The sequence below is a fragment of the Photorhabdus bodei genome, assembly GCF_003287735.1.
Lineage (GTDB): Bacteria > Pseudomonadota > Gammaproteobacteria > Enterobacterales > Enterobacteriaceae > Photorhabdus > Photorhabdus kayaii.
Genome location: NZ_NSCM01000002.1, coordinates 298,794 through 321,158, shown reverse-complemented (window position 1 = coordinate 321,158; position 22,365 = coordinate 298,794). Strand labels below are relative to the sequence as shown.

23 protein-coding genes and 2 pseudogenes are annotated in these 22,365 nt (G+C 43.1%); 15 read left to right on the top strand and 10 right to left on the bottom strand.

Going from position 1 to position 22,365, the window contains the following annotated elements:
- Positions 1 to 216: 216 nt before the first annotated feature.
- The 3 genes from purC to CKY02_RS03365 form a co-directional block, all read right to left on the bottom strand.
- Positions 217 to 930: a phosphoribosylaminoimidazolesuccinocarboxamide synthase gene (purC, locus tag CKY02_RS03375; RefSeq protein WP_112894219.1), complete on the bottom strand. Its 714-nt coding sequence runs from the start codon at positions 928 to 930 to the stop codon at positions 217 to 219.
- Positions 931 to 1,361: 431 nt separating this feature from the next.
- A complete protein-coding gene (locus CKY02_RS03370) occupies positions 1,362 to 2,399 on the bottom strand; it encodes a VopS family T3SS effector adenosine monophosphate-protein transferase (protein WP_240001982.1) in 1,038 nt (345 codons plus the stop codon).
- Between the two features lie 108 nt (positions 2,400 to 2,507).
- On the bottom strand, positions 2,508 to 2,924 hold the full coding sequence (locus tag CKY02_RS03365; protein WP_167405258.1) for a type III secretion system chaperone: 417 nt from the start codon (positions 2,922 to 2,924) through the stop codon (positions 2,508 to 2,510).
- An 85-nt stretch (positions 2,925 to 3,009) separates the two neighbouring features.
- On the opposite strand from CKY02_RS03365, the gene CKY02_RS24290 reads away from it, so the two are divergent.
- Positions 3,010 to 3,177 carry a hypothetical protein gene (locus CKY02_RS24290; RefSeq protein WP_167405257.1) on the top strand — a complete coding sequence of 56 codons (168 nt, stop codon included), beginning with the start codon at positions 3,010 to 3,012 and terminating at the stop codon, positions 3,175 to 3,177.
- Positions 3,178 to 3,287: 110 nt separating this feature from the next.
- On the opposite strand, the gene bamC is transcribed toward CKY02_RS24290, so the two are convergent.
- Together bamC and dapA are read right to left on the bottom strand one after the other, a co-directional pair.
- A complete protein-coding gene (bamC, locus tag CKY02_RS03360; protein ID WP_112894217.1) occupies positions 3,288 to 4,337 on the bottom strand; it encodes an outer membrane protein assembly factor BamC in 1,050 nt (349 codons plus the stop codon).
- Positions 4,338 to 4,353: 16 nt separating this feature from the next.
- The gene (dapA, locus tag CKY02_RS03355) at positions 4,354 to 5,253 is read right to left on the bottom strand and encodes a 4-hydroxy-tetrahydrodipicolinate synthase (RefSeq protein WP_112894216.1); all 900 of its coding nucleotides are present in this window, start codon (positions 5,251 to 5,253) and stop codon (positions 4,354 to 4,356) included.
- Between the two features lie 258 nt (positions 5,254 to 5,511).
- Between dapA and CKY02_RS03350 the strand changes: the two genes are divergently transcribed.
- Positions 5,512 to 6,054, top strand: coding sequence for a glycine cleavage system transcriptional repressor (locus CKY02_RS03350; protein WP_112894215.1), 543 nt, complete (start codon positions 5,512 to 5,514; stop codon positions 6,052 to 6,054).
- A 26-nt stretch (positions 6,055 to 6,080) separates the two neighbouring features.
- On the top strand, positions 6,081 to 6,551 hold the full coding sequence (gene bcp, locus CKY02_RS03345; RefSeq protein WP_112877704.1) for a thioredoxin-dependent thiol peroxidase: 471 nt from the start codon (positions 6,081 to 6,083) through the stop codon (positions 6,549 to 6,551).
- A gap of 126 nt (positions 6,552 to 6,677) precedes the next feature.
- On the opposite strand, the gene CKY02_RS03340 is transcribed toward bcp, so the two are convergent.
- A complete protein-coding gene (locus CKY02_RS03340) occupies positions 6,678 to 7,757 on the bottom strand; it encodes an AI-2E family transporter (RefSeq protein WP_112877706.1) in 1,080 nt (359 codons plus the stop codon).
- A 128-nt stretch (positions 7,758 to 7,885) separates the two neighbouring features.
- Here CKY02_RS03340 and bepA point away from each other — a divergent pair, with 128 nt between their 5' ends.
- Together bepA and arsC are read left to right on the top strand one after the other, a co-directional pair.
- Positions 7,886 to 9,349, top strand: coding sequence for a beta-barrel assembly-enhancing protease (gene bepA / locus CKY02_RS03335; RefSeq protein ID WP_112894214.1), 1,464 nt, complete (start codon positions 7,886 to 7,888; stop codon positions 9,347 to 9,349).
- A 9-nt stretch (positions 9,350 to 9,358) separates the two neighbouring features.
- Positions 9,359 to 9,715, top strand: coding sequence for an arsenate reductase (glutaredoxin) (gene arsC, locus CKY02_RS03330; RefSeq protein ID WP_112894213.1), 357 nt, complete (start codon positions 9,359 to 9,361; stop codon positions 9,713 to 9,715).
- Positions 9,716 to 9,754: 39 nt separating this feature from the next.
- On the opposite strand, the gene hda is transcribed toward arsC, so the two are convergent.
- A complete protein-coding gene (hda, locus tag CKY02_RS03325; RefSeq protein WP_011146972.1) occupies positions 9,755 to 10,462 on the bottom strand; it encodes a DnaA inactivator Hda in 708 nt (235 codons plus the stop codon).
- A gap of 292 nt (positions 10,463 to 10,754) precedes the next feature.
- A pseudogene (locus CKY02_RS03320) lies at positions 10,755 to 11,003 on the bottom strand (hypothetical protein); the annotation flags it as partial.
- 192 nt (positions 11,004 to 11,195) lie between these two features.
- Between CKY02_RS03320 and CKY02_RS03315 the strand changes: the two are divergent.
- The 6 genes from CKY02_RS03315 (at position 11,196) to CKY02_RS24285 (ending at position 15,345) form a co-directional block, all read left to right on the top strand.
- On the top strand, positions 11,196 to 11,501 hold the full coding sequence (locus CKY02_RS03315) for a PTS sugar transporter subunit IIB (RefSeq protein WP_112877714.1): 306 nt from the start codon (positions 11,196 to 11,198) through the stop codon (positions 11,499 to 11,501).
- A gap of 29 nt (positions 11,502 to 11,530) precedes the next feature.
- Positions 11,531 to 12,859, top strand: coding sequence for a PTS sugar transporter subunit IIC (locus CKY02_RS03310; protein ID WP_112894212.1), 1,329 nt, complete (start codon positions 11,531 to 11,533; stop codon positions 12,857 to 12,859).
- Positions 12,860 to 12,877: 18 nt separating this feature from the next.
- Positions 12,878 to 13,201, top strand: a complete 324-nt coding sequence (locus CKY02_RS03305; RefSeq protein WP_112894211.1) for a PTS lactose/cellobiose transporter subunit IIA — start codon at positions 12,878 to 12,880, stop codon at positions 13,199 to 13,201.
- Entirely contained in the window at positions 13,198 to 14,505 is a 1,308-nt protein-coding gene (locus tag CKY02_RS03300) for a 6-phospho-beta-glucosidase (protein ID WP_112894210.1), read from the top strand. Before CKY02_RS03305 ends, CKY02_RS03300 begins: the two co-directional genes overlap by 4 nt.
- 242 nt (positions 14,506 to 14,747) lie before the next feature.
- Complete coding sequence (locus tag CKY02_RS03295) at positions 14,748 to 15,203, top strand: hypothetical protein (RefSeq protein ID WP_112894209.1); 456 nt, start codon at positions 14,748 to 14,750, stop codon at positions 15,201 to 15,203.
- Positions 15,175 to 15,345 carry a hypothetical protein gene (locus CKY02_RS24285; RefSeq protein ID WP_162119875.1) on the top strand — a complete coding sequence of 57 codons (171 nt, stop codon included), beginning with the start codon at positions 15,175 to 15,177 and terminating at the stop codon, positions 15,343 to 15,345. Before CKY02_RS03295 ends, CKY02_RS24285 begins: the two co-directional genes overlap by 29 nt.
- Positions 15,346 to 15,547: 202 nt before the next feature.
- Here CKY02_RS24285 and uraA read toward each other — a convergent pair.
- Positions 15,548 to 16,839: pseudogene (gene uraA / locus CKY02_RS03290) on the bottom strand (uracil permease).
- Between the two features lie 68 nt (positions 16,840 to 16,907).
- Positions 16,908 to 17,534 carry a uracil phosphoribosyltransferase gene (upp, locus tag CKY02_RS03285; protein ID WP_112894208.1) on the bottom strand — a complete coding sequence of 209 codons (627 nt, stop codon included), beginning with the start codon at positions 17,532 to 17,534 and terminating at the stop codon, positions 16,908 to 16,910.
- 226 nt (positions 17,535 to 17,760) lie between these two features.
- Between upp and purM the strand changes: the two genes are divergently transcribed.
- From purM to ppk1, 4 genes are all read left to right on the top strand, one after another.
- Positions 17,761 to 18,801, top strand: coding sequence for a phosphoribosylformylglycinamidine cyclo-ligase (gene purM / locus CKY02_RS03280; RefSeq protein ID WP_112894207.1), 1,041 nt, complete (start codon positions 17,761 to 17,763; stop codon positions 18,799 to 18,801).
- Positions 18,798 to 19,436 (top strand): phosphoribosylglycinamide formyltransferase, encoded by a 639-nt coding sequence (gene purN / locus CKY02_RS03275; protein ID WP_112894206.1) that lies wholly within the window; start codon positions 18,798 to 18,800, stop codon positions 19,434 to 19,436. Before purM ends, purN begins: the two co-directional genes overlap by 4 nt.
- A gap of 226 nt (positions 19,437 to 19,662) precedes the next feature.
- Positions 19,663 to 20,232, top strand: a complete 570-nt coding sequence (speG, locus tag CKY02_RS03270) for a spermidine N1-acetyltransferase (protein ID WP_112894205.1) — start codon at positions 19,663 to 19,665, stop codon at positions 20,230 to 20,232.
- A gap of 63 nt (positions 20,233 to 20,295) precedes the next feature.
- Complete coding sequence (ppk1, locus tag CKY02_RS03265) at positions 20,296 to 22,365, top strand: polyphosphate kinase 1 (protein WP_112877727.1); 2,070 nt, start codon at positions 20,296 to 20,298, stop codon at positions 22,363 to 22,365.

Here is a 22,365-nt window from a genome sequence, read left to right as displayed (position 1 = left end):
TGAGCTTTGTGCTTTAATCCCCATAAACACCTTTCCTTATTTCAGTTACGTATATTAGCTTGAACATCTATATCGTAACGGAAAGGTGTTTTTCTTGGTATAACCTCGGGTCTCCACCCGCATAGCGGGTGGTTTTATGTTTAAGCAGCTGACGCTACTTAAACTGGCTAAAGCCATAATAAAAGGGCCTTTCGGCCCAAGTAATCGTTTGCGCAATTAGTCCAAAATAACACCGATACGGCGCGCTACCTCTTCATACGCTTCAATCAGACCACCAAGACTTTGGCGGAAGCGATCTTTATCCATTTTGTTCAACGTCTCTTTGTCCCACAAACGACTACCATCAGGAGAGAATTCATCCCCTAGAACGATCTTCCCTTTAAACAAACCAAATTCCAGTTTGAAATCAACCAAAATTAAACCCGCGTCATCAAACAATTTGCTCAATACTTCATTGGCCTTGTAGCTCAATTCTTTCATTTCAGCCAGATGTTCTTTGCTAACCCAACCAAAAGTTTCACAATAAGATTCATTCACCATTGGATCGTGCTTAGCATCATTTTTCAGAAACAGATCGAACAGAGGTGGATTCAATACCAGACCTTCCTCAACACCAAGGCGTCTGACCAATGAACCCGCGGCCCGATTACGCACAACACATTCAACCGGCACCATATCCAGCTTTTTAACTAATACCTCAGTGTCCGATAACAGTCGTTCCATTTGCGTCGGAATCCCTGCTTCTGCCAATTTGCTCATAATGAAATGGTTAAATTTATTATTCACCATCCCCTTACGATCAAACTGTTCAATACGCTCGCCATCCAATGCTGATGTATCATTACGGAACTCCAACACTAACAAATCAGGATCATCCGTGGTGTACACCGTTTTTGCCTTTCCACGATACAACTCAGCTTTTTTTTGCATCTTATATACTCCAGAGATATTACTACTGTATAAATACCATAAATAAATAATAAAACAGATTGTCGATAAAATCCTGTCCAAGGAGCTGATTTTTTCTATAGTTATCTGGTCAGTCTAAAAAACGGCCAAACATCATGCTAAAAAACTTCCTCTCTTCCCTAATCAGTCTCAAGGCAAGCTGATAACCGTCAAAAAACTTACCCCAAAAGTCCATCCGTAAATAAAGCTAATAAAAAAATTAATCAATTCTGCATTTCTAAATTTCTAAGCAGTTACAAAGCCAAAATATTGTGAATACCTTAGCAGTATGGTAACCAACGGTAGTAAGCGATATTAACTTGAATTTCCTGAATCTCAGGGAGAAATTACATGAAGGGGACACTTAATACAGCGCCAGGTCAATAAGCTGGCCTGCATACGCAGGCCTATTTTCACTTGATCCCGTGCAAAACATTTTCTGTCTGGAGAGAAAGGGGCGAAAATTGACCCGCTCTCAGTTCTGTCAGTGCATAGAGGAGACATCCCATCCTACCATTACCATCAGTGAAACCGTGAAAACCGACGACAGCCGCAAAGAGCTGTTTCCCAATCTGGGGATCTTCCTTATCCAATGTCTCTAAATGATGTGCCAGCATTGCTGCACCGCCTACACTGGAAGGAAGGCTCCCACCGCTAATTGCTGGACCACGATAATCACGCTCTATGTTTGGAACCAGTCTATGATGAAGCTCCTTAAGAACTTGGCTATCAGTGAGATCTTTTCCATTATGGGTATACTCCTTGAGTAGCGCGGTGAAGTTACTCCATTCGTTCCCCTTTGAACTGGATGCCTTAAGGATCCAGGCGGCAGCGCGGTCAACATTATCAGTTAGCTTATTTGGGTTATAAGACTCTTCAGGAAGAATTTCTGCATAAATGCCCTGATTAAGATCTTGGCCTCTTAATGCTTCTTGATGCTGTTGAGCTGCCAGCAAGTGCTTCTCTTCCATCATCAAAACTGGCTCAAGACTGGCAACAGCATTAGCAGCCGAAGGTTGCTTACACAATTGTTCAAGACTGACAAACTCCTGCTTAGGAGCAACCAATTTGTTGGTCAATTGAGCTGTTGCCTGATACCCCATCAGATCCTGTAATTTTTTACCGGTTTCTGTATTTTGTAGCGACTCTGACATAGTACGCTGTAGCAAAAGCGTATGTTCAGCCAACATGTCTTCTGTCATTTTATGTGTATCTACTGTTCTTAATTTCTCTAGTACTTGTTCTGGTGTCCGTAAACTGCCATCCTTAAACAACATACGAGCATGGCTAACCGAATCTGTGCTCTGTAGACGCTGCTGTTGCGCCCCTTCGGTAGAAAAGAGGGTTTTAATCACCTCTTTAGCCACTGAGGCACTACTGCCATGCAAGAAAAATTTACTTACCCCCTCAAAGAAACGGGCAAGTTGATTGCTTTTTGGATGCGTACGCAAAACCTGTTGCAGATCTGCATTAATATGGTATTCATGGCCGGCAATTTACCTTCGTTACGAACTTGCTCTTGTATTTGTGATGAAGCATGTTGTAATGCGGTAAGATTTTTAAATTCGATCATAAATTATTCTCCTGTCATAAGACGACGGCAAGGTATTTTTCTGTGATAGTGACGATGGAAATGTATTTGCCCAAGTAATAAATTCAGACAATTCATGTTCCAACTTATTGGCCGTTAGATGTAGCAAGGGTAATATTCTATACGCAACGACCCCAAGCTCTTGATGCCAACCAACACTAGGTAACTGATTATTTAATGGATTAAGTGCTATATTGAGCAAATAACGAAGAGTGTCAGCATTGGCTGAATCTGGAAGTACCATATCTATCTGGCCAATAATGACTAAATATTCTTCCTGGCGACGCAAAATAACAGGCATAGCGTTATCGATGAGTAAGAAGCAATTTCCCTCTTCATCAAAAGAGAGTCCATTCATACCCAATTTGGCTGCCAGCTCGGTCATTAATATATTAGTGAGATAATCATTTATAGTGGAGAAAGGAACCCCAATCATTTTGATGATAGGATTTTAAGCTTTCAGCAATAGGATGGCTGTCAGATCTAGTCTATCTTTTGTATATTGGCAACCAATATTAGGCTGTTATATACCCGTTATCTTTCAAGTTGCCTCTTTGTTGGCTGCACTCACTCACCCCGGTCACATAGTTATCTATGCTCCCGGGGATTCGCTCCCTTGCCGTCGCGATCCATCTTGAAATCCATAGGGTATAATAAATGCAAAATTGACAATCGAGTCAAAGCACTCACCAAACGGGCCAGCGCTTTGTCAATAATCTGAGGGGCTTTTCACCCCCCTTTATTAGACCTATAATCCTGTGGTCTGGCTGAAAGCAGCCTTCAACGCCGCTACCAATTCATCATTTTGTGATTGGGTCAACGGCTTACCTTTATCACTAATAAACTGTAAGCTGCTCCGGTTATTCAAATCACCAACCTGTAATTTGTAATCACCTTCACTAATGGATGGTTCATTAACACCCATTGATTTCCAACTAGATGAACTGAGGCTTTTATAAGTTACAGTAATAGAGCCCGTTGAACGGCTGCGGCTACCCACTTTCATACCTACTTTTTCCAGTGCTGCCGGTAATCTATCCCAAACAATATTATATGGTGCCCGAACAATCATCTGAGGTAATCCAGATGTATCACCACCACTCTGTACGTCCAATGAACCTAGATTACGCGCCACAGAGTCATCGCTAATACGTTCACGCTGCTGGTTTACACCTTCAATTAATTCATTGAGCATCAGTGCGTTATAACGTTGGATTTCAAGAGGATCGGTTATCTGATGATCACCTTGTCTCAGCCCTTCATTAGTCACGGATAATTCAATCTGATAGCTCTGACGTGCGACACTAATACGATGACGAGTCTGATATGGAACATTTTCATCTGCTCGCGGCCAATCGATCCAATCGGTTGTCAATGTCTGGCTAGCATCATCACGTTGGCTAACTTGGAAACCTTTTTTCAATAGCACATTGTTAATCTGTGACCACAAATGACTATTCTCAGGAGTGCTTTCAAGTAGCAACTTACTGCTCTTTACACTGTTTTCAGTACGGGAACCACTCAATAGGGCTAGCGCCTGAGATGGCGGGCGAATATCAAGCGCTTTCCCAACCTGCCCTTTAGAGGCTATTGCTGGAATATCATATTCACCATTCTGCAATGGCAATACCATACCCGCAGGAACTTTCAACGCCTTCAGGGGAGGTGTTTCAAGATATGTCTCATCATCATTGACTTGGCGCTTATAGCTCTGGTCGCTGGAACAAGCTGCCAATAACATGACAAGTGACATACCAGCAACCTTCATCACCTTCGATTTTTGCAACAATATTGCCATTAAAATTCCCTAAATTTTACAATAATCCGGCCGTTTTCAAGGCTTTTTCAACTGAGACTTTTCCTGCATCCGTCAATGGTGTCATCGGCAGACGCACGGTGTCATCAGCAATCAAACCCAATTTGTAACATCCCCATTTAACTGGAATCGGGTTAGGTTCAACAAATAGCTGACGGTGTAAATCCATCAGACGGTTATTTAACTTACGCGCCTCTGCAAACTGGCCGTTTAATGCCAATTCACAAAACTTAGCAACATCAGGCGCTGCAATGTTTGCAGTAACAGAAATAACCCCTTTGCCACCAAGCTGAATAAAATCCAATCCACTTGTATCATCACCACTCAATAAGATGAAACTATCATCATTAACCAATTCTTGGATTTGACTAACGCGATTTAAGTTCCCCGTAGCTTCTTTAATTGCGACAATATTTTTAATCTTCGCCAAACGCGCTACAGTTGATGGCAGCAGATCACACCCGGTACGAGAAGGCACATTATACAAAATTTGTGGTAAATCCGTATTTTCAGCAATCGTTTTAAAATGCTGATATAAACCTTCCTGCGACGGCTTATTATAATAAGGCGTTACCGTTAGGCAACCAACAACGCCACTGTTTTCAAAACGTTTCGTTAGGGATATTGCCTCAGCAGTCGCATTTGCACCTGTTCCGGCAATAACCGGAATACGCCCATCAGCCAATTCCACGGTTGTCAAAACAACATCACCGTGTTCATCATGACTCAATGTGGCAGATTCTCCGGTTGTCCCTACCGAGACTATCGCTGATGTCCCACTAGCAACATGGTAATCGATTAACTTTTTCAAACTGGCCTTATCAACCTGACCACTCGCATCCATTGGTGTTACCAGCGCAACAATGCTACCTGTAAATTCAAATCTCCCGCTAGACATTACATAACCCCCTATACAAACAAGAACTCCATGGTACTTTTTAGTCATTCAGAAGGAAACTATTTAACACAGGATTTCAATGAATTTTGTTAATACCAGATAACCTCTGTTAAAAAGAAGTGATAACCAAAGTAATTTATTGAAATTCAATGATAGAGCATGGGAATACAATAGAGCAACTTTGATGCAATTGACCTTGGCAGCATAGCCTTTTTATGTTTACCTTAACGAAACCACAGCAGAGAAGGAAAAGTGACTTTGCCACAATCAGAACAACATTTTCTCGTTATAACCGCTTTAGGCGCTGACCGTTCTGGTATCGTCAACACCATTACTCGTCTTGTGAGTAAGTGTGGTTGTAACATTGAAGACAGCCGATTAGCCATGTTTGGCGAGGAATTCACCTTCATTATGCTACTTTCCGGTAGTTGGAACGCTATCACAATGATTGAATCCTCACTGCCACAGAAAGGGGCCGAGCTCGATCTTCTTATTGTAATGAAACGCACAAAGTGCGATACCCACACAACATTTCCTTCCACGGTTTCCGTTAAGGTTGATGTTGATGATTCACCCGGTATTGTTGAGCAGTTTACCAATCTGTTTACTACACAGGATTTTAATATTGCTGAACTGGTATCAAAAACACATCCACCAGAAGGCGATATCCCTGCTCGGTTGCAGATCCAGATTACCGCCCACAGCCTAGAGGATGACGGCATAATTATTAAGCAGGCGTTTAATAAGTTATGTACAGATCTAAATGCACAAGGCAGTATTAGTATTCTTGAACCACTTTAGTTGAAAGATTAAACGGAGAATACGGGATGAACCCATTGAAAGCCGGTGATAAGGCCCCTCAGTTCAGCCTTCCTGACCAAGATGGAGAAACAATCAATTTATCTGATTTCGAAGGCCAGCGTGTTTTAGTCTATTTTTACCCTAAAGCAATGACTCCTGGTTGTACTGTACAAGCCTGTGGTCTGCGCGATGAAATGGATACATTAAAGGAATCAGGTGTTGAAGTGCTAGGCATTAGCACAGATAACCCAAGTAAATTGTCACGCTTTGTGGAGAAAGAAATGCTGAACTTCACATTGTTGTCCGACGAGGATCACCAAGTTGCTGAACAGTTTGGTGTCTGGGGCAAGAAACAATTTATGGGAAAAACCTACGATGGTATCCACCGTATCAGTTTCCTGATTGATACCAACGGTAATATCGAGTACGTTTTTGATAAATTTAAGACCAGTGATCACCACCAAATCGTGGTGGATTATCTGAAACTACACCCTTAAATAGAAAATGACTCAAAATTTAATCACGTTCATTTAACAGCTCAAGATGCCAGGGGCAAGTACGGGAGGGATATCACCAACCCGTGCTTCCTCTAATAACGGGTACCCGCATCATTAAAAATAAATTTACTCTTTTATTTCATCGTCTTCTATTATAACGATATCTTCCGGCCAGGCCTGGATCACCGCTTTAATCAGCGTCGCCAGCGGAATAGCAAAAAATACGCCCCAAAATCCCCACAAACCACCAAAAGTAATCACAGAAAGAATGATTACCAACGGGTGCAAGTTTACGGCTTCAGAGAATAAAATCGGCACCAGCAAGTTACCATCCAGCCCCTGAACAACCAAATAGGCAATAATCAAAGTCCAGAAATCTGTTCCAACTCCCCATTGAAATAGCGCAACCAGTACAACAGGAATCGTGACAATCAACGCACCCACATAAGGAATTAACACTGACAGCCCAACCAAAACAGAAAGCAGCAATGAATAATCCAATCCAAGAAATGCAAACACCGCATAGGTACAAATACCGACGATCACCATCTCGGTGACTTTACCCCGAATATAGTTAGTGATTTGCTGGTTCATCTCGCGCCATACCTGCCCGGCCAAAATGCGGTTACGTGGCAGGACCCGTTGCAATGCTTGCAACATCTGGTTTTTATCTTTTAGCAAGAAGAAGGCCATCAGTGGCACAAGAATCAGATAGATAGCCAGCGTTAACAAACCAATCAGTGAAGCCACCGAAAATTTCACTACAGACTCTCCGGCAGTTGAAATCTTACTGCGCAAATTTTCGGCCATCATATCAATGATGCCAGCATCAACCAAAGCCGGATAACGGGCTGGTAATGTCTGGGCATATTCATTAAACCGATTAAGCATATTGGGTATATCTGACAACAGATTAATTCCCTGCTGCCATACAGTTGGCGCCACAATCAAGATGACCAACAAACTAATACTGGAAAAAATAATCAGCACAATACAAACAGCCACTGTGCGCGAACATCCCAGTCTTTCAAGTTTAGCCGTTGGCCATTCCAACAAATAGGCAAGAACAATCGCCACCAGCAAAGGTGTCAAAATGCCATGTAAGAAATAAATAATGCAAAACCCTGCCAACAAGATAACAAATAACGCAATAACTTGCGGATCAGTAAACCGACGGCGATACCACTGTATAATCATATCCAGCATTGACCAGGCTCCTTGATAGCAATATTCATATTTCTATTTTTCTTAAAAATTGATTAATTTTTAAGGTACCCTTGTTTATCATACACGCATTATCTAAAACGATGGTCAAATGAGAGCATTTTTGTTTTATGAAAATAATGTCTAATCAATCTTTGACAGCAATATTAATCAGTACATTATTGCTAACAAGCTCCCCTGTTCTCAGCGCCTCCATTGAAGATTCATTGCCGGATATCGGTACCACGGCAGGTTCAATCCTGAGCATCAATCAGGAACTGGCAATGGGCGATTTCTACGTTCGCCAGATGCGTGACAACGCTCCGCTGATTTATGACCCATTATTGACACAATACATTAATGCCCTTGGACAAAGGCTAGTGGCTCATGCAGACTCAGTTAAAACGCCTTTCCATTTCTATCTGATTGATAACCCGAATATCAACGCTTATGCTTTCTTTGGCGGTAATGTAGTACTTCATGCTGCACTTTTTCGTTATAGTCGTAATGAAAGCGAGCTTGCCTCCGTAATGGCTCACGAAATTTCCCACGTTACTCAACGCCACCTGGCACGAATGATGGAAGATCAGCAACGTACAGCACCGCTAGCCTGGGCAGGTACGTTGGGTTCTATTCTTTTGCTAATGGCTAGCCCACAAGCAGGGATGGCAGCCCTCAGCGGCACTATTGCCGGTATACAGCAAAGCATGATCAGTTTTACTCAATCCAATGAACAAGAAGCTGATCGTATTGGCATGCAGACATTACGTAAAGCTGGCTTTGATCCTCAGGGTATGCCAGATTTTATGCAAATCATGGTAGATCAAACCCGTTACAGTTCTAAGCCACCAGAAATGCTACTCACTCACCCGTTACCTGACAGCCGCCTTGCTGATGCACGTAACCGCGCTAATCAATACCCGGCCCAGAACATTCCACAATCTCAAGATTTTCTGTTCGCCAGAGTTCGTGTCATGGGCATGTACACCACCGAGCAACGCGACTATCTTGAGCAAATTTTAGAAAATTATCGGAGAGGCACAGCTAAAGAGCAACTTGCCGCCGCTTATGGCCGAGCAATCTTGCTTTCTCAAGATAAAAAATACACTGAGGCACGGGCTATTCTAGAACCACTGTTAGCAAAACAACCGGATAATGTCTGGTACATTGACACAATGACTGATATCGACATTGAACAGAACCGAATTGCTCAGGCTATCACCCGGTTACAGAACGCTTTGCAGAAACAAAAGGACAATTTAGTATTGCAAATCAATCTCGCTAATGCACTTATTCACGCAAAACAATATCAACAGGCTTTAAAACTGCTCCATCGCTATACATTCAATAATCCAGATGATCCCAACGGTTGGCGCCTGATAGCCGAAGCTGCCGCCAAACAAGGAAAACGCCATGAAGAATTATCAGCACATGCTGAAGAAATGGCACTTCGCGGTCAGTTTGACAATGCCATCAAATACCTCAGTAGTGCCAGTGCACTCGTAAAATTAGGCAGCTACGATCAAGCACGTTATGATGCTCGTATCGATCAATTACGCCAGCTACAACAGCGTTACAGTCAATACAAACGTTAAGGAATTCTCATGCAACAGGTGACGATTTATCATAATCCCCGCTGCTCCAAAAGCCGTGAAACTTTGGCTCTTATTGAAGAACGGGGAATTAAACCACAGATTATTCTCTATCTGGAGGCTCCTCTCACTGTAGAACAATTATCCGTTCTGCTAGAACAGCTTGGTTTTCATGATGCACGCCAATTGATGAGAACGAAAGAAGAGCTATACAAGGAGTTGAATCTGGCTGATGAAAAACTCAGTCAGCATGATTTACTAAAAGCGATGATTGCCAATCCTAAACTGATTGAACGCCCGATCGTAGTTTGTAGTGATAAAGCTAGGCTTGGACGCCCACCGGAAAAAGTAAAAGAAATTCTTAATTGATTAAGAATAGATATGATGATGGTGACACCACCATCATCTTCAAAGGTGCAAAATATCCTTCACAAATGGAATCGTCAGCTTGCGCTGGGCCACTATCGAAGCGTGATCTAACTGATTCAATGCCATAAACAGAGTCCGCATTTCTCTGTCTAATCTTTTCAATAAAAAGCGCCCTACATCTTCTGGCAATTCAAAGCCGCGTAACTTCGCTCGCAATTGCAAGGCTTGTAATTTCTCATCATCAGAAAGTGGTTGTAATTTATAAATTTGCCCCCAATCCAGACGAGAAGCCAAATCAGGTAACTTAAGATTAATCTGGCGAGGTGGGCGATCGCCGCTAATAAGTAAACATGTGCGACCGATCTCTAGAATACGATTATAAAGATTGAAAATTGCCATTTCCCACTCTTCATCACCAGCAATACTCTCAATATTATCAATACAAACCAGTGATAAGTGTTCCATGCCATCAAGCACCTCAGGGATAAAATAGGCACGTTTATCCAGCGGAACATAGCCCACAGCTTCATCTTTCAGGGACAACTCAGCACAGGCGGCATGCAGCAGATGACTTCGACCCCCACTATCACGGGACCAAAAATAAATATAGCTGCCATGCGGCTGATTAATGGCCAATTTGATTGCAGCTAACAGGGTGGCATTTTCCCCCGGAAAGAAACTGGCAAAAGTTTCATCATCGGGAAGATACAAAGGTAACGAAAGCTGCGATGGTGTGTTCAGAAGCACCTCAAACAGAGCTGGTAATAAACGCCAACAAGTTTATCACAGAAAATAGTTGTAAATGAACTGTATAGGTAAAGAATAAAAAAACTATTTTTAGGATTCAATAAGTTAAATCCATTTCAGCCCCAGAAGCGCATAATATTTCGTCATAACACAGAACGGACTACAAACGCCTGTAAAATATTCCGCATGTAAAAACAGGAAAAATTTAAGTTTTCAGTCCTATGTTATTTAAGAATTATGTTATTCAAGAAAAAGCCATCAGATAGTGAGTTTTATTCATTCTTAGCAGAGATCAATGTAATAGCTCTTTACTGATAACAAAAAAGCGATGGTAGTGATAACTCTTATCAAGGCCCCAGCAATAATTAGCCCAAGTTACATAAAAGTCATCCCATGAGGTCATCAGGTTTAGTGGACGCTCTTCTTTGGTGCCATCAGAAACATATACGTGATACTCATTAATGCTGATAGCCCAAGCAATCATACGTTCCCAAAACCTACGTCCATCTAGCGTTTGCTCACTGTCAGACACAATAATGGAATCTAAAATTTTCACACTATATACAATACAAACGAAGATCACACTCTATCACTATTCCTTAAACTATTCTTGATTAATATGCGAACAAAATCGCAACATATTTAACATAAGTTGCTAGTCTTAATAAAAAGTGAAAGCTCTCATCAACCATTTATCCCATAAGAAACGATATAACAAACTGGAGATTGAACAATGAAAAAAATCCTATTGTGTTGTGCTGCCGGTATGTCCACCAGCATGCTGGTACAACGCATGCAGGCAGAAGTGATAAAACGGGCATTGGACATTGAGATCAAGGCTGTTCCCACGGTTGAATTAGAACACATGATAGCCGACGCTGACGTTGTTTTACTCGGCCCACAGGTGAGGTATCAATTGGCCCATTTTTCCGCTATCGCCAAACCACTTGGTAAACCAATAGACGTTATTGACATGATGGATTATGGCACTCTTCGTGGTGATAAGGTTCTCGATAAGGCATTAAGCCTGTTGGAATAAGCAATTTCATCATCACGCGGAGTACCCTCATGAGTCTCTATACCTCTTTTATGCGTGTTTTAGAAAACCACATTATCCCGTTTGCCGGGCGAATCGGTAACCAGCGGCATATTACAGCAATGCGTGACGGCTTTATCTCAGCCATGCCATTTTTGATCATCGGCAGCATAATGTTAATTGTGGCAAACCCACCCTTCGATTTACAGACTGCATCCTCATTCGGCCAAGCTTGGTTGTCCTTTGCCAAAACTCACTGGGACACCATCACAATGCCTTACTTTATGACGATGGGATTAATGAGTGTCTTTGTTTCGGTCGGTACCGCCTACAGTTTAGCTAAATCCTACGGTCTGGACGGGTTAACTTCGGCTTTACTGTCACTAATGGCGTTTTTGCTAGCAGCAGCACCACAAATAGAAAACAAAATAGCACTCGATTTCCTCGGTGGCGCAGGTGTATTTACCGCATTAATTTGCGCTATCTGGTCAGTTGAACTAACGCGTTTACTAAAAAAATATAACATCACCATCAGAATGCCAACACAAGTGCCACCAGCAATCGCCCGTTCTTTTGAACTTCTGTACCCAGTCATAGGTATCTTGCTGACAGTTTATCCCGCCAGCTTGCTATTACAGAGTGAATTCAATCTACTTATTCCCGCAGCCATAATGCAGATGTTCCACCCACTCATTTCCGTCGGTGATACTCTACCTGCCATTATATTGGCACTACTCATTGCTAACCTACTGTGGTTTGCCGGTATTCATGGCGCTAATATTGTCACTGGCTTGATGGCCCCTATTTTTATGGCAAATATTGCCGCCAATGCAACATTAATGGCTCAAGGTACTGCTACAACACACATTTTTACTGACCCTTACTGGTCGTTTTATATCTGTATTGGTGGCTCTGGTTCTACACTGGTTCTGGCGATTCTTTATCTGCGCAGCCGTTCTATACATTTGCGTACTATCGGAAAACTGAGCGTGGTTCCGTCCATATTCAATATTAACGAACCACTACTGTTTGGCTCACCGATTGTGATGAATCCAACCTTATTCATTCCATTACTGGTTGTGCCATTGGTCAATGCAGTATTGTCCTACAGCGTCCTGCATCTTGACCTGGTGCATAAAATGGTCGCTATTTCGCCCTGGACTACACCGGCGCCATTCGGCGCAATGATTTCCGCCGCCTGGGATTATCGCGCGGCAGTGCTAGTGATCATACTCACGATAATCGACCTCTTTATCTGGTATCCCTTCTTCAAAATTTTTGAAAAACAGTTGGTCAACGAAGAAGATAAACAGCGAGAAAACACAGCATCCACCGGTGTAGAAACTCAATCCCAACCCTAATTTTCGGAGGATTTACACATGGATTTAGAAAAAACTATTATAGAACTGCTGGCTCATGCCGGAAGCGCACGCAGTCATGCACTAATGGCATTACAACATGCCAGAAACGGTGACTTTCAAACAGCACAAACACTGATGGCAGAATCCCAACAGGCAATCAAAGAAGCACACACGATTCAAACTACCCTCATCGGATTGGATGAAGGCTGCGGTAAATTACCTGTCAATCTCATCACCGTCCATGCGCAAGATCATTTAATGAACGCAATGGTTATTCAAGATCTTGCCAGCGATATGATTGAACTCTATCGCCGAATACCATCGCAAGAGGAAAAGGTATGAAACGAATCAAAATAGCCGTTATTGGTGGCGGTAGCAGCTACACACCTGAATTAGTCGAAGGGCTTATTCAACACCAAAAAAACATTCCACTATCTGAACTGGCATTGGTTGACATTGACAGTGGAAAACAGAAAGTAGAAATTATCGCCGCGCTTACTCGCCGTATGTTAGCTCGTCACGGCATGGAACACGTTATTGTCAGCGTCCATTTCACACCAGATAACGCCATTCGCGGTGCCAATTTTATTTTAACTCAACTGCGTGTCGGCCAGCTTCCGGCTCGCGCCGCGGACGAGCGTCTGGGGCTAAAATATGGCTTGATCGGTCAGGAAACTACCGGCGTAGGCGGCTTTGCCAAAGCATTACGTACCATCCCCGTTTTGCTGGATATTGCCCATAAAGTTGAAAAACTTGCACCAGACGCATGGATTATTAACTTCACCAATCCAGCCGGGATCGTTACCGAAGCGATTTCCCGCTATAGCAAAGCAAAAATTATCGGCCTATGTAATGTTCCGGTCACAATGCATCACATGATAGCTAATATGCTACAACGCCCTTATCAGGATGTGCAGTTACGCTTTGCCGGGCTGAATCATATGGTCTGGGTACATCAAGTGCTGGTTGCAGGTCAGGATAAAACTCAACAGGTACTTGATATGCTATGCAATGGCGCAGTCTTAACCATGAATAATATTCAAGAGGCACCCTGGCCTCCACCACTGCTCAAGGCTCTAGGCGCAATCCCCTGCCCTTATCACCGCTACTTCTACCAAGCCCGCAATATGTTACAGGAAGAGCGCGAGGCCGCGTTCGAACAAGGCACACGAGCAGAACAGGTCATGAAAGTAGAACAGGAACTATTTGAACTGTATGCTGATCCAGAACTCGATCACAAGCCAGAACAACTCAGTTTCCGCGGTGGCGCATTCTATTCCGAGGTTGCACTGGATCTGATTTGCGCCATTCATAACAATCTCGATAGCCAATTGGTAGTCAATACCACAAACCACGGTGCTATTCGAGGTTTACCGGACGATGCTGTCATTGAAACCAACTGTATTATTAATGCAGAAGGCGCCCACCCGCTGACGTTCGGCCGCCTGCCTGACAGTATGTATGCTCTGACACAACAGATAAAAACCTATGAACGCTTAACGATCAAAGCAGCGATTCATGGCGATCGCAATGCTGCGCTGTTGGCACTGATCACCAACCCACTGGTTGCCGATATAGACATTGCTTCACCACTATTGGATGACGTATTAACAATAAACCGTGATTATCTACCGCAATTTCAATGAATAAGCGGTACCTGATGAGTTAATTTGAAATCAGAACAAGCATAAAATTAAAGCGATATCTGTTATTTCTGACTAATGGATATCGCTAACTAACTTTATAACCTCTTTTTTTGCGGCACCGCACGCATTTATCTTTCACATTAAGTTTGAATAAGAGATTTTGTATTATACTGCGCTGAAATCAATTGATTGAAAAATATTGAAAATAACAGTTTCAACACATTGAAATTTTGAGAAATTCTATGCCTTTTAAAATAGAAAACCTGGGATATGGCGAAGCGCATATCGCAGATTTTGAGGTGTCTGGCGTGGAATATACCTTGATTATAATGGAGATTATTTCAAAGGGAGATTCTTCTGTCGTTTTGCCTGAAAATTACAGCTTCGATATAAATAATTTTTTTGAAGTTTCATTTGATGCAAAAAACAATTTAAACAATAACACGCTATTTGAGAGGTGTCCTACAAATAACCATAATCAGATGATAGGGATTATGTACGCAGTTGAAAGGCTGATTAATGAGCACTATAATGCAGTCAGCCCTAGTGGATACATTTTACTAGCCGCGGATGAGCGACTGAACAGGGTCTATAAGCGGTATATTAATCGATTTGTGACACAAAACGGCTTTACCATGATAGATAAGTTAGATCCAAATGGGAGGGGTTATGTCATACATACATATCGAACAAGCTGAAAAAGAAAAGCTTGAACTCGAAAAAGCGGTAGCTAAAAAAGCGGAACGAATGAGAGCTGCTTACAGCGCTCTAAAAAAATCCGAAAGAGAGGGTACTGTTCAGTATCTCAATGGAAAACGAAACTGGTACGTAGTCCGATAAACTTTAAAGGGAGCTTTTCGCTCCTTTTTTACTCCACAATAAACAAATCTGATACCCTATAACCGACTAAAACTCATTCCTCTCATTGGTGGCGAACATTTGCTTTCCTGCCTCCCTTACGAATAAAATAATGACCATCACCCCGCCTTTTCATAATGAAAACTACTCAAAGCGGGCAAATCAGCCCAAGTTTATTGCCCTATTATTTACCGTGCTTAACAGATTCAACGGAAGATTCAATATATCGTTCTTCGGGACGGAAAACCGTGACCAGACGGAAAATCAAACTCATACCGATACCAACAATCGTTGCCAGCGCCATGCCTTTAAGTTCAGCAACACCGATATTAATTTTCGCCCCACTGACGCCGATGATAAGAATCACGGAAGTCAGGATAAGATTTTGTGCTTTGTTGTAATCTACTTTTGAATCAATCAGCACTCGAATACCTGACGCACCAATAACGCCATAAAGCAACAGCGAGACACCTCCCATGACCGGAACCGGCACGGCCTGAATTGCTGCCGCCAATTTACCGACGCAGGAGAGCAAAATCGCCAGCACCGCGGCACCACCATAACCCAGGTGCTGTAAACTTTGGTAATTGCCATGACACCAATATTCTCGCCATAAGTCGTATTTGGCGTTGAACCAAAGAAACCGGAAATCACGGTTGAAAAACCATTTGCGAACATAGAACGGTGCAAACCCGGCTCTTTTAGCAAATCTTTCTTCACAATATTCGCCGTCACAACTAAATGACCAACATGTTCAGCTATGACAACCAGCGCCGCAGGCAAGATAGTCATAATAGCGAACCATTCAAAACGTGGTGTATAAAAAGTTGGCAATGCAAACCACGGCGCTTCACGTACCGGCGTCAGATCAACTACGCCCATCAGGAACGCCAACGCATAACCTACCAACACGCCAATGAGAATCGGGATGATAGCCAAGAATCCACGGAACATAACTGAACCAAGAACGGTTACCGCCAGTGTTACCAGAGAAATGGTCAATGTTGTTGAATCAACATCGGCACCTTCCGCCGGACGCAAACCCGCCATATCAGCCGCAACACCGGCAAGTTCCAGACCGATAACAGCAACAATCGCCCCCATTGCCGCAGGTGGAAACAGCGCATTAATCCAACTTCGCCCTGCCACCTTAACCATCAGTGAAACCAGACAAAACAGCACGCCACATATAATAAAACCACCCAAGGCTAATTCATATCCCAGAGGCAACAACAATAAGACCGGTGAAATAAAAGCAAAGCTCGATCCCAAATACGCCGGAACCTTTCCTTTGCAAATCACCAGATACAACAATGTACCGATACCATTAAATAGCAGAACTGTCGCCGGGTTGATTTTAAACAAAATCGGCACCAATACCGTCGCACCAAACATAGCAAAAAGATGTTGGAAGCTGAGTGGAATGGTCTGTAAAAAAGGAGGCCGCTCATCTACTCCAATAGTGCGACGGGTCATCTTATTTATCCTCTTAATATTATCGCGTCAGAACCAAAAAAAAGCCGACTCAAAAGTCGGCTAACTTATTATTTCGTACCAAATATTTTATCGCCTGCATCCCCCAAGCCAGGCACAATGTATCCCTGTTCATTGAGTCTCTCATCAATAGAAGCTGTATACAGTTCCACATCAGGATGGGCTTTTTCCAGCGCGGCAATACCTTCAGGAGCAGCCACCAAAACTAGCACTTTAATCGACTGGCAGCCTGCTTTTTTCAGTAAATCGATAGTTGCAATCATGGAACCACCGGTTGCCAACATGGGGTCAACCACCAGCGCCATACGTTCATTAATATTGGAAGCCAGTTTCTGAAAATAAGGGACAGGTTCTAAGGTTTCTTCATTACGATAAACCCCTACGACGCTGATCCGGGCACTAGGAACATTCTCCAATACACCATCCATCATCCCCAATCCCGCACGCAGAATAGGTACGACAGTTATTTTTTTACCTTTAATCTGCTCAACTGCTACTGGGCCACACCAGCCATCAATAGTGACTTTTTCTGTTTCTAAATCAGCGGTTGCTTCATAAGTCAGAAGGCTTCCAATTTCTGCGGCCAGTTCACGAAAGCGTTTGGTGCTGATATCATGCGCTCGCATCAGGCCGAGTTTATGTTTAACAAGTGGGTGATTCACCTCAACGATCTTCATGGACCTCTCCTACTGTATGTCATGTCGCCAGCAGACAAAAAAACGGCGAGATTATACCGCCTTTTACCCATAACACCACCACCAATCCGTTGATTTTCATCAAACATAGCCCTAATTACCGCGAACTGAGATCCTAAACAAGAGTCTCGCAAACGTTTGCTTAGACTGTTAGAATTGTTACTATTCTGTCTTAATTTATCAAACGCAACCGCCTTGGGGGCTTCGAGTGACCAACAAAACCTCTCTCAGTTATAAAGATGCAGGTGTCGATATCGACGCCGGTAATGCCTTAGTCAACCGTATTAAAGGTGTTGTAAAACAGACCCGTCGTCCAGAAGTTATGGGCGGTTTAGGTGGGTTTGGCGCTTTATGTGCATTACCACAAAAATACCGCGAGCCAATTCTGGTTTCTGGTACTGATGGTGTCGGCACCAAGTTGCGTCTGGCAATGGATCTCAAACGCCATGACACTATCGGCATTGACTTAGTTGCAATGTGTGTCAATGACCTGGTTGTTCAAGGTGCGGAACCCCTGTTTTTCCTCGATTACTATGCAACCGGGAAACTGGATGTTGATACGGCTGCCAGCGTTATCAGCGGTATCGCGGAAGGCTGTCAATTATCCGGCTGTGCTCTGGTTGGTGGTGAAACCGCAGAAATGCCGGGGATGTACCACGGTGAAGATTATGATGTTGCCGGCTTCTGCGTTGGCGTGGTTGAAAAATCAGAAATCATTGATGGCAGTAAAGTTCAGGCGGGTGATGCCTTGATTGCCCTCGCCGCCAGTGGCCCTCACTCAAACGGCTATTCTCTGATACGCAAAATTCTGGCCGTCAACAACACCGATCCAGAAGCAACAGAGCTTGAAGGTAAATCATTGGCGGATCACCTACTCGCTCCGACAAAAATTTATGTGAAATCCCTTTTATCCTTGATTGAACAGGTTGATATTCACGCTATTGCTCATCTAACCGGTGGCGGTTTCTGGGAGAATATTCCGCGTGTCCTGCCTGAAAATACCCAAGCACAGATTAACGAATCCAGTTGGCAATGGCCGACCATATTTAACTGGCTACAACAGACAGGCAATGTCAGCCGTCATGAAATGTACCGTACATTCAACTGTGGTGTTGGAATGGTGATTGCATTACCACCAACAGCCGTTGAACACGCGATTGAATTACTCACTGCCACCGGTGAAAAAGCCTGGCAAATCGGCACTATCGCGACACTGAAAGAGGGTGAACAACAGGTTATCATTAAATGAAAAATATCGTTGTACTCATCTCTGGCAGCGGCAGCAATCTCCAGGCGGTGATTGACGCCTGCCAGCAGAACAGAATCAATGGGCAGGTTTGCGCGGTATTGAGTAATACCGCAAACGCTTACGGTCTGTTACGCGCTCAACAGGCGGATATTCCCACCCATGTTATTAGCCCGAAAAACTATGTAGATCGTCAGGCTTATGATGAAGCGCTAAAACACGTGATTGATCAGTATCAACCAGATTTGCTGGTCCTCGCGGGTTATATGCGTATTCTGACGCCAGATTTTGTTCAGCACTATCTTGGCCGGCTGTTAAATATTCATCCTTCTCTGTTACCCAAATATCCTGGTCTGCATACTCACCGCAAAGCGATAGCAAATGGAGATACAGAACACGGCACTTCCGTCCATTTTGTAACAGAAGAGTTGGATGGCGGCCCGGTGATCTTGCAAGCTAAAGTTCCTATTTTTGCCGGAGATCAGGAAAATGAGGTTGTTAAACGGGTTCAGACTCAGGAACACAACATCTATCCATTAGTTATCAACTGGTTTATCGAAGGGCGCCTAAATATGGTTAATGGCAAAGCGTATCTGGATGGAAAGATCCTCCCTCCAGAAGGCTATGCCGCAGAATAATCTATTTATACCCTATGGATTTCAAGATGGATCGCGACGGCAAGGGAGCGAATCCCCGGGAGCATAGGCAACTATGTGACCGGGGTGAGCGAGTGCAGCCAACAAAGAGGCAACTTGAAAGATAACGGGTATATTAACGACTAATTACAGTGCTGTGGTAACATATCCAGCACTGCGGACTATTATTAATCATGCTTCTTTTTTATTAAAAACACTGAGGTGTCAAATGTCTGGTGGTTCTCATACTCCACCTGTTAGGTTACGCCCCCTTGAGCGGGAAGATCTGCCTTTTATCCATCAATTAGATAACAATGCTAGCGTCATGCGTTACTGGTTCGAAGAACCTTATGAAGCTTTCGTTGAACTGTGCGATCTCTATGACAAACATATTCACGACCAGAGCGAGCGCCGGTTTATTATCGCAAGTTCTGACGCCAAAGTGGGTTTGGTTGAATTAGTCGAAATCGACTATATACACCGCCGGTCAGAATTTCAGATTATTATCGATCCCGCCTATCAGGGCCAAGGCCATGCAACCAAAGCGGCAAAACTGGCAATGGAATATGCATTTTCCGTACTTAATCTGTATAAACTCTACCTGATTGTTGATAAAGAGAATGTTAAAGCCATTCACATCTATAATAAACTAGGTTTCTATACTGAGGGCGAATTAATAGACGAATTCTTTATTAATGGCAGTTACCGCACAGCCATTCGCATGTGCGTTTTCCAACATCAATATTTTGCATCTAAGGAAGATGAAAAAATGAGTCAACAGCTACTGACGATAAGATAGCGACAAACGACGCCCCGTCGTATTCAAAGCTTCAATACTTTTACCTCAACACCTGGAGTAACAATGTCCCAAGACAGGCTCTATACCGAGAAAGAACTGAGTTGGTTATCATTCAACGAACGTGTGCTTCAAGAAGCAGCGGATAAGAGCAATCCATTAATAGAACGGATGCGGTTCCTTGGTATTTACTCCAATAATCTGGATGAATTTTACAAAGTCCGTTTTGCTGATGTGAAACGGCGAATATTAATCAATGAAGAACGAGGATCGGCCACCAGCGCTCGAAATGTATTGAAAAAAATTCAAGCTAAAGTGGCTAAAACCGATCAAGAATTTGATGTGCTCTATAATGAATTGCTACTAGAAATAGCTCGCAATCAAATTTTTCTCATCAATGAACGACAAATTTCGCCAAATCAACAAATCTGGTTACGTCAATATTTTCGTCAACATCTGCGGCCACACATTACGCCAATTCTGATCAATCCAGAAACCAACCTGGTTGAATTTCTAAAAGATGACTACACTTATCTGGCAGTTGAAATTGTCCACGGCCAGAATATTCAATATGCACTATTGGAAATTCCGTCAGATAAGGTGCCACGTTTTGTTAACTTGCCGCCTGAAATGCCACACCGCCGCAAGTCAATGATCCTGCTAGACAATATTATGCGTTATTGTCTTGATGAAATTTTCAAAGGCTTTTTCGATTATGATTCACTGAACGCCTATTCAATGAAAATGACCCGTGATTCTGAATATGATTTAGCAACAGAGATGGAATCAAGCTTGCTCGAACTAATGTCATCCACGCTGAAACAACGGCTGACAGCGGAACCAGTAAGATTCGTTTATCAACGAGAAATGCCAGATGAAATGGTGGGGTTACTGCGTAGCAAACTTGGCTTGTCAAACAATGACTCGGTGATTGCCGGCGGACGCTATCACAATTTTAAAGATTTCATTAAATTCCCCAATGAGGGGAAGAGAAACCTACTCAATAAACCTTTACCGAGATTGCGGCACACTTGGTTTGATAATTTCCGCAATGGTTTTGATGCGATTCGTGAACAAGATGTGCTGCTCTATTATCCCTACCACACCTTTGAACATGTGCTGGAATTATTACGTCAAGCTTCTTTCGACCCAAGTGTACTTTCCATCAAGATCAATATTTATCGGGTAGCAAAAGACTCTCGCATTATTGATTCCATGATCCATGCTGCCCATAACGGTAAAAAAGTGACCGTCGTGGTTGAATTACAGGCTCGATTTGATGAAGAAGCCAATATTCATTGGGCCAAACGGCTAACCGAAGCGGGTGTACATGTTATTTTCTCAGCACCGGGACTAAAAATTCACGCAAAACTGTTTTTTATTTCCCGTCTGGAAGGTGAAGAAATTGTTCGCTATGCCCATATTGGTACCGGCAATTTTAATGAAAAAACCGCTCGTCTCTACACCGACTACTCCTTGCTGACAGCAAATCCCAAAATTACTAACGAAGTGCGCCGGGTATTTAACTTTATTGAGAATCCCTACCGCCCGGTCAAATTTGAAAACCTGATGGTTTCGCCGCAAAATTCCCGCGCAATGCTCAACCAGCTTATTTCACAGGAAATCGCCAACGCCAGAGCGAATAAGCCCGCGGGTATTACGTTAAAGATTAATAACCTGGTTGATAAAGAGCTGGTGGACCGCCTATATGACGCTTCGGAGGCAGGGGTAAAAATACGCCTACTGATACGTGGTATGTGCTCACTGGTGCCCAACCAGCCAGGATTTAGCGAAAATATTCAGATCACCAGTATCGTTGACCGTTTTCTCGAACACGATCGGGTTTACGTATTTACTAATGACGGAGACGAAAAAGTCTTTCTCTCGTCTGCTGATTGGATGACCCGTAATATCGACTACCGAATTGAAGTTGCGGTTTGCCTGCTTGATCCACAATTAAAACAACGGGTACTGGACATTCTCGAATTACAATTCAACGATACGGTAAAAGCCCGTTACGTCGATAAAGAGCTGAGCAATAGTTATGTGCCACGGGGTAATAAGCGGAAAATCCGAGCACAACTCGCTATTTATGACTATATAAAAGCCCTCGAACAACCTGAACCAAGAGCTTAA

Excerpts from the sequence above, each read along its gene's own strand:
- CKY02_RS03340 (WP_112877706.1), bottom strand. The coding sequence starts at position 7,757 with ATGCTGGATATGATTATACAGTGGTATCGCCGTCGGTTTACTGATCCG.
- speG (WP_112894205.1), top strand. The coding sequence starts at position 19,663 with ATGTCTGGTGGTTCTCATACTCCACCTGTTAGGTTACGCCCCCTTGAG.
- CKY02_RS24290 (WP_167405257.1), top strand. The coding sequence starts at position 3,010 with ATGGCTGTCAGATCTAGTCTATCTTTTGTATATTGGCAACCAATATTA.
- CKY02_RS03300 (WP_112894210.1), top strand. The coding sequence starts at position 13,198 with ATGAAACGAATCAAAATAGCCGTTATTGGTGGCGGTAGCAGCTACACA.
- arsC (WP_112894213.1), top strand. The coding sequence starts at position 9,359 with ATGCAACAGGTGACGATTTATCATAATCCCCGCTGCTCCAAAAGCCGT.
- purC (WP_112894219.1), bottom strand. The coding sequence starts at position 930 with ATGCAAAAAAAAGCTGAGTTGTATCGTGGAAAGGCAAAAACGGTGTAC.
- CKY02_RS24285 (WP_162119875.1), top strand. The coding sequence starts at position 15,175 with ATGTCATACATACATATCGAACAAGCTGAAAAAGAAAAGCTTGAACTC.
- purN (WP_112894206.1), top strand. The coding sequence starts at position 18,798 with ATGAAAAATATCGTTGTACTCATCTCTGGCAGCGGCAGCAATCTCCAG.
- dapA (WP_112894216.1), bottom strand. The coding sequence starts at position 5,253 with ATGTCTAGCGGGAGATTTGAATTTACAGGTAGCATTGTTGCGCTGGTA.
- CKY02_RS03315 (WP_112877714.1), top strand. The coding sequence starts at position 11,196 with ATGAAAAAAATCCTATTGTGTTGTGCTGCCGGTATGTCCACCAGCATG.
- bepA (WP_112894214.1), top strand. The coding sequence starts at position 7,886 with ATGAAAATAATGTCTAATCAATCTTTGACAGCAATATTAATCAGTACA.
- CKY02_RS03295 (WP_112894209.1), top strand. The coding sequence starts at position 14,748 with ATGCCTTTTAAAATAGAAAACCTGGGATATGGCGAAGCGCATATCGCA.
- bcp (WP_112877704.1), top strand. The coding sequence starts at position 6,081 with ATGAACCCATTGAAAGCCGGTGATAAGGCCCCTCAGTTCAGCCTTCCT.
- upp (WP_112894208.1), bottom strand. The coding sequence starts at position 17,534 with ATGAAGATCGTTGAGGTGAATCACCCACTTGTTAAACATAAACTCGGC.
- CKY02_RS03305 (WP_112894211.1), top strand. The coding sequence starts at position 12,878 with ATGGATTTAGAAAAAACTATTATAGAACTGCTGGCTCATGCCGGAAGC.
- CKY02_RS03310 (WP_112894212.1), top strand. The coding sequence starts at position 11,531 with ATGAGTCTCTATACCTCTTTTATGCGTGTTTTAGAAAACCACATTATC.
- bamC (WP_112894217.1), bottom strand. The coding sequence starts at position 4,337 with ATGGCAATATTGTTGCAAAAATCGAAGGTGATGAAGGTTGCTGGTATG.
- CKY02_RS03365 (WP_167405258.1), bottom strand. The coding sequence starts at position 2,924 with ATGACCGAGCTGGCAGCCAAATTGGGTATGAATGGACTCTCTTTTGAT.
- ppk1 (WP_112877727.1), top strand. The coding sequence starts at position 20,296 with ATGTCCCAAGACAGGCTCTATACCGAGAAAGAACTGAGTTGGTTATCA.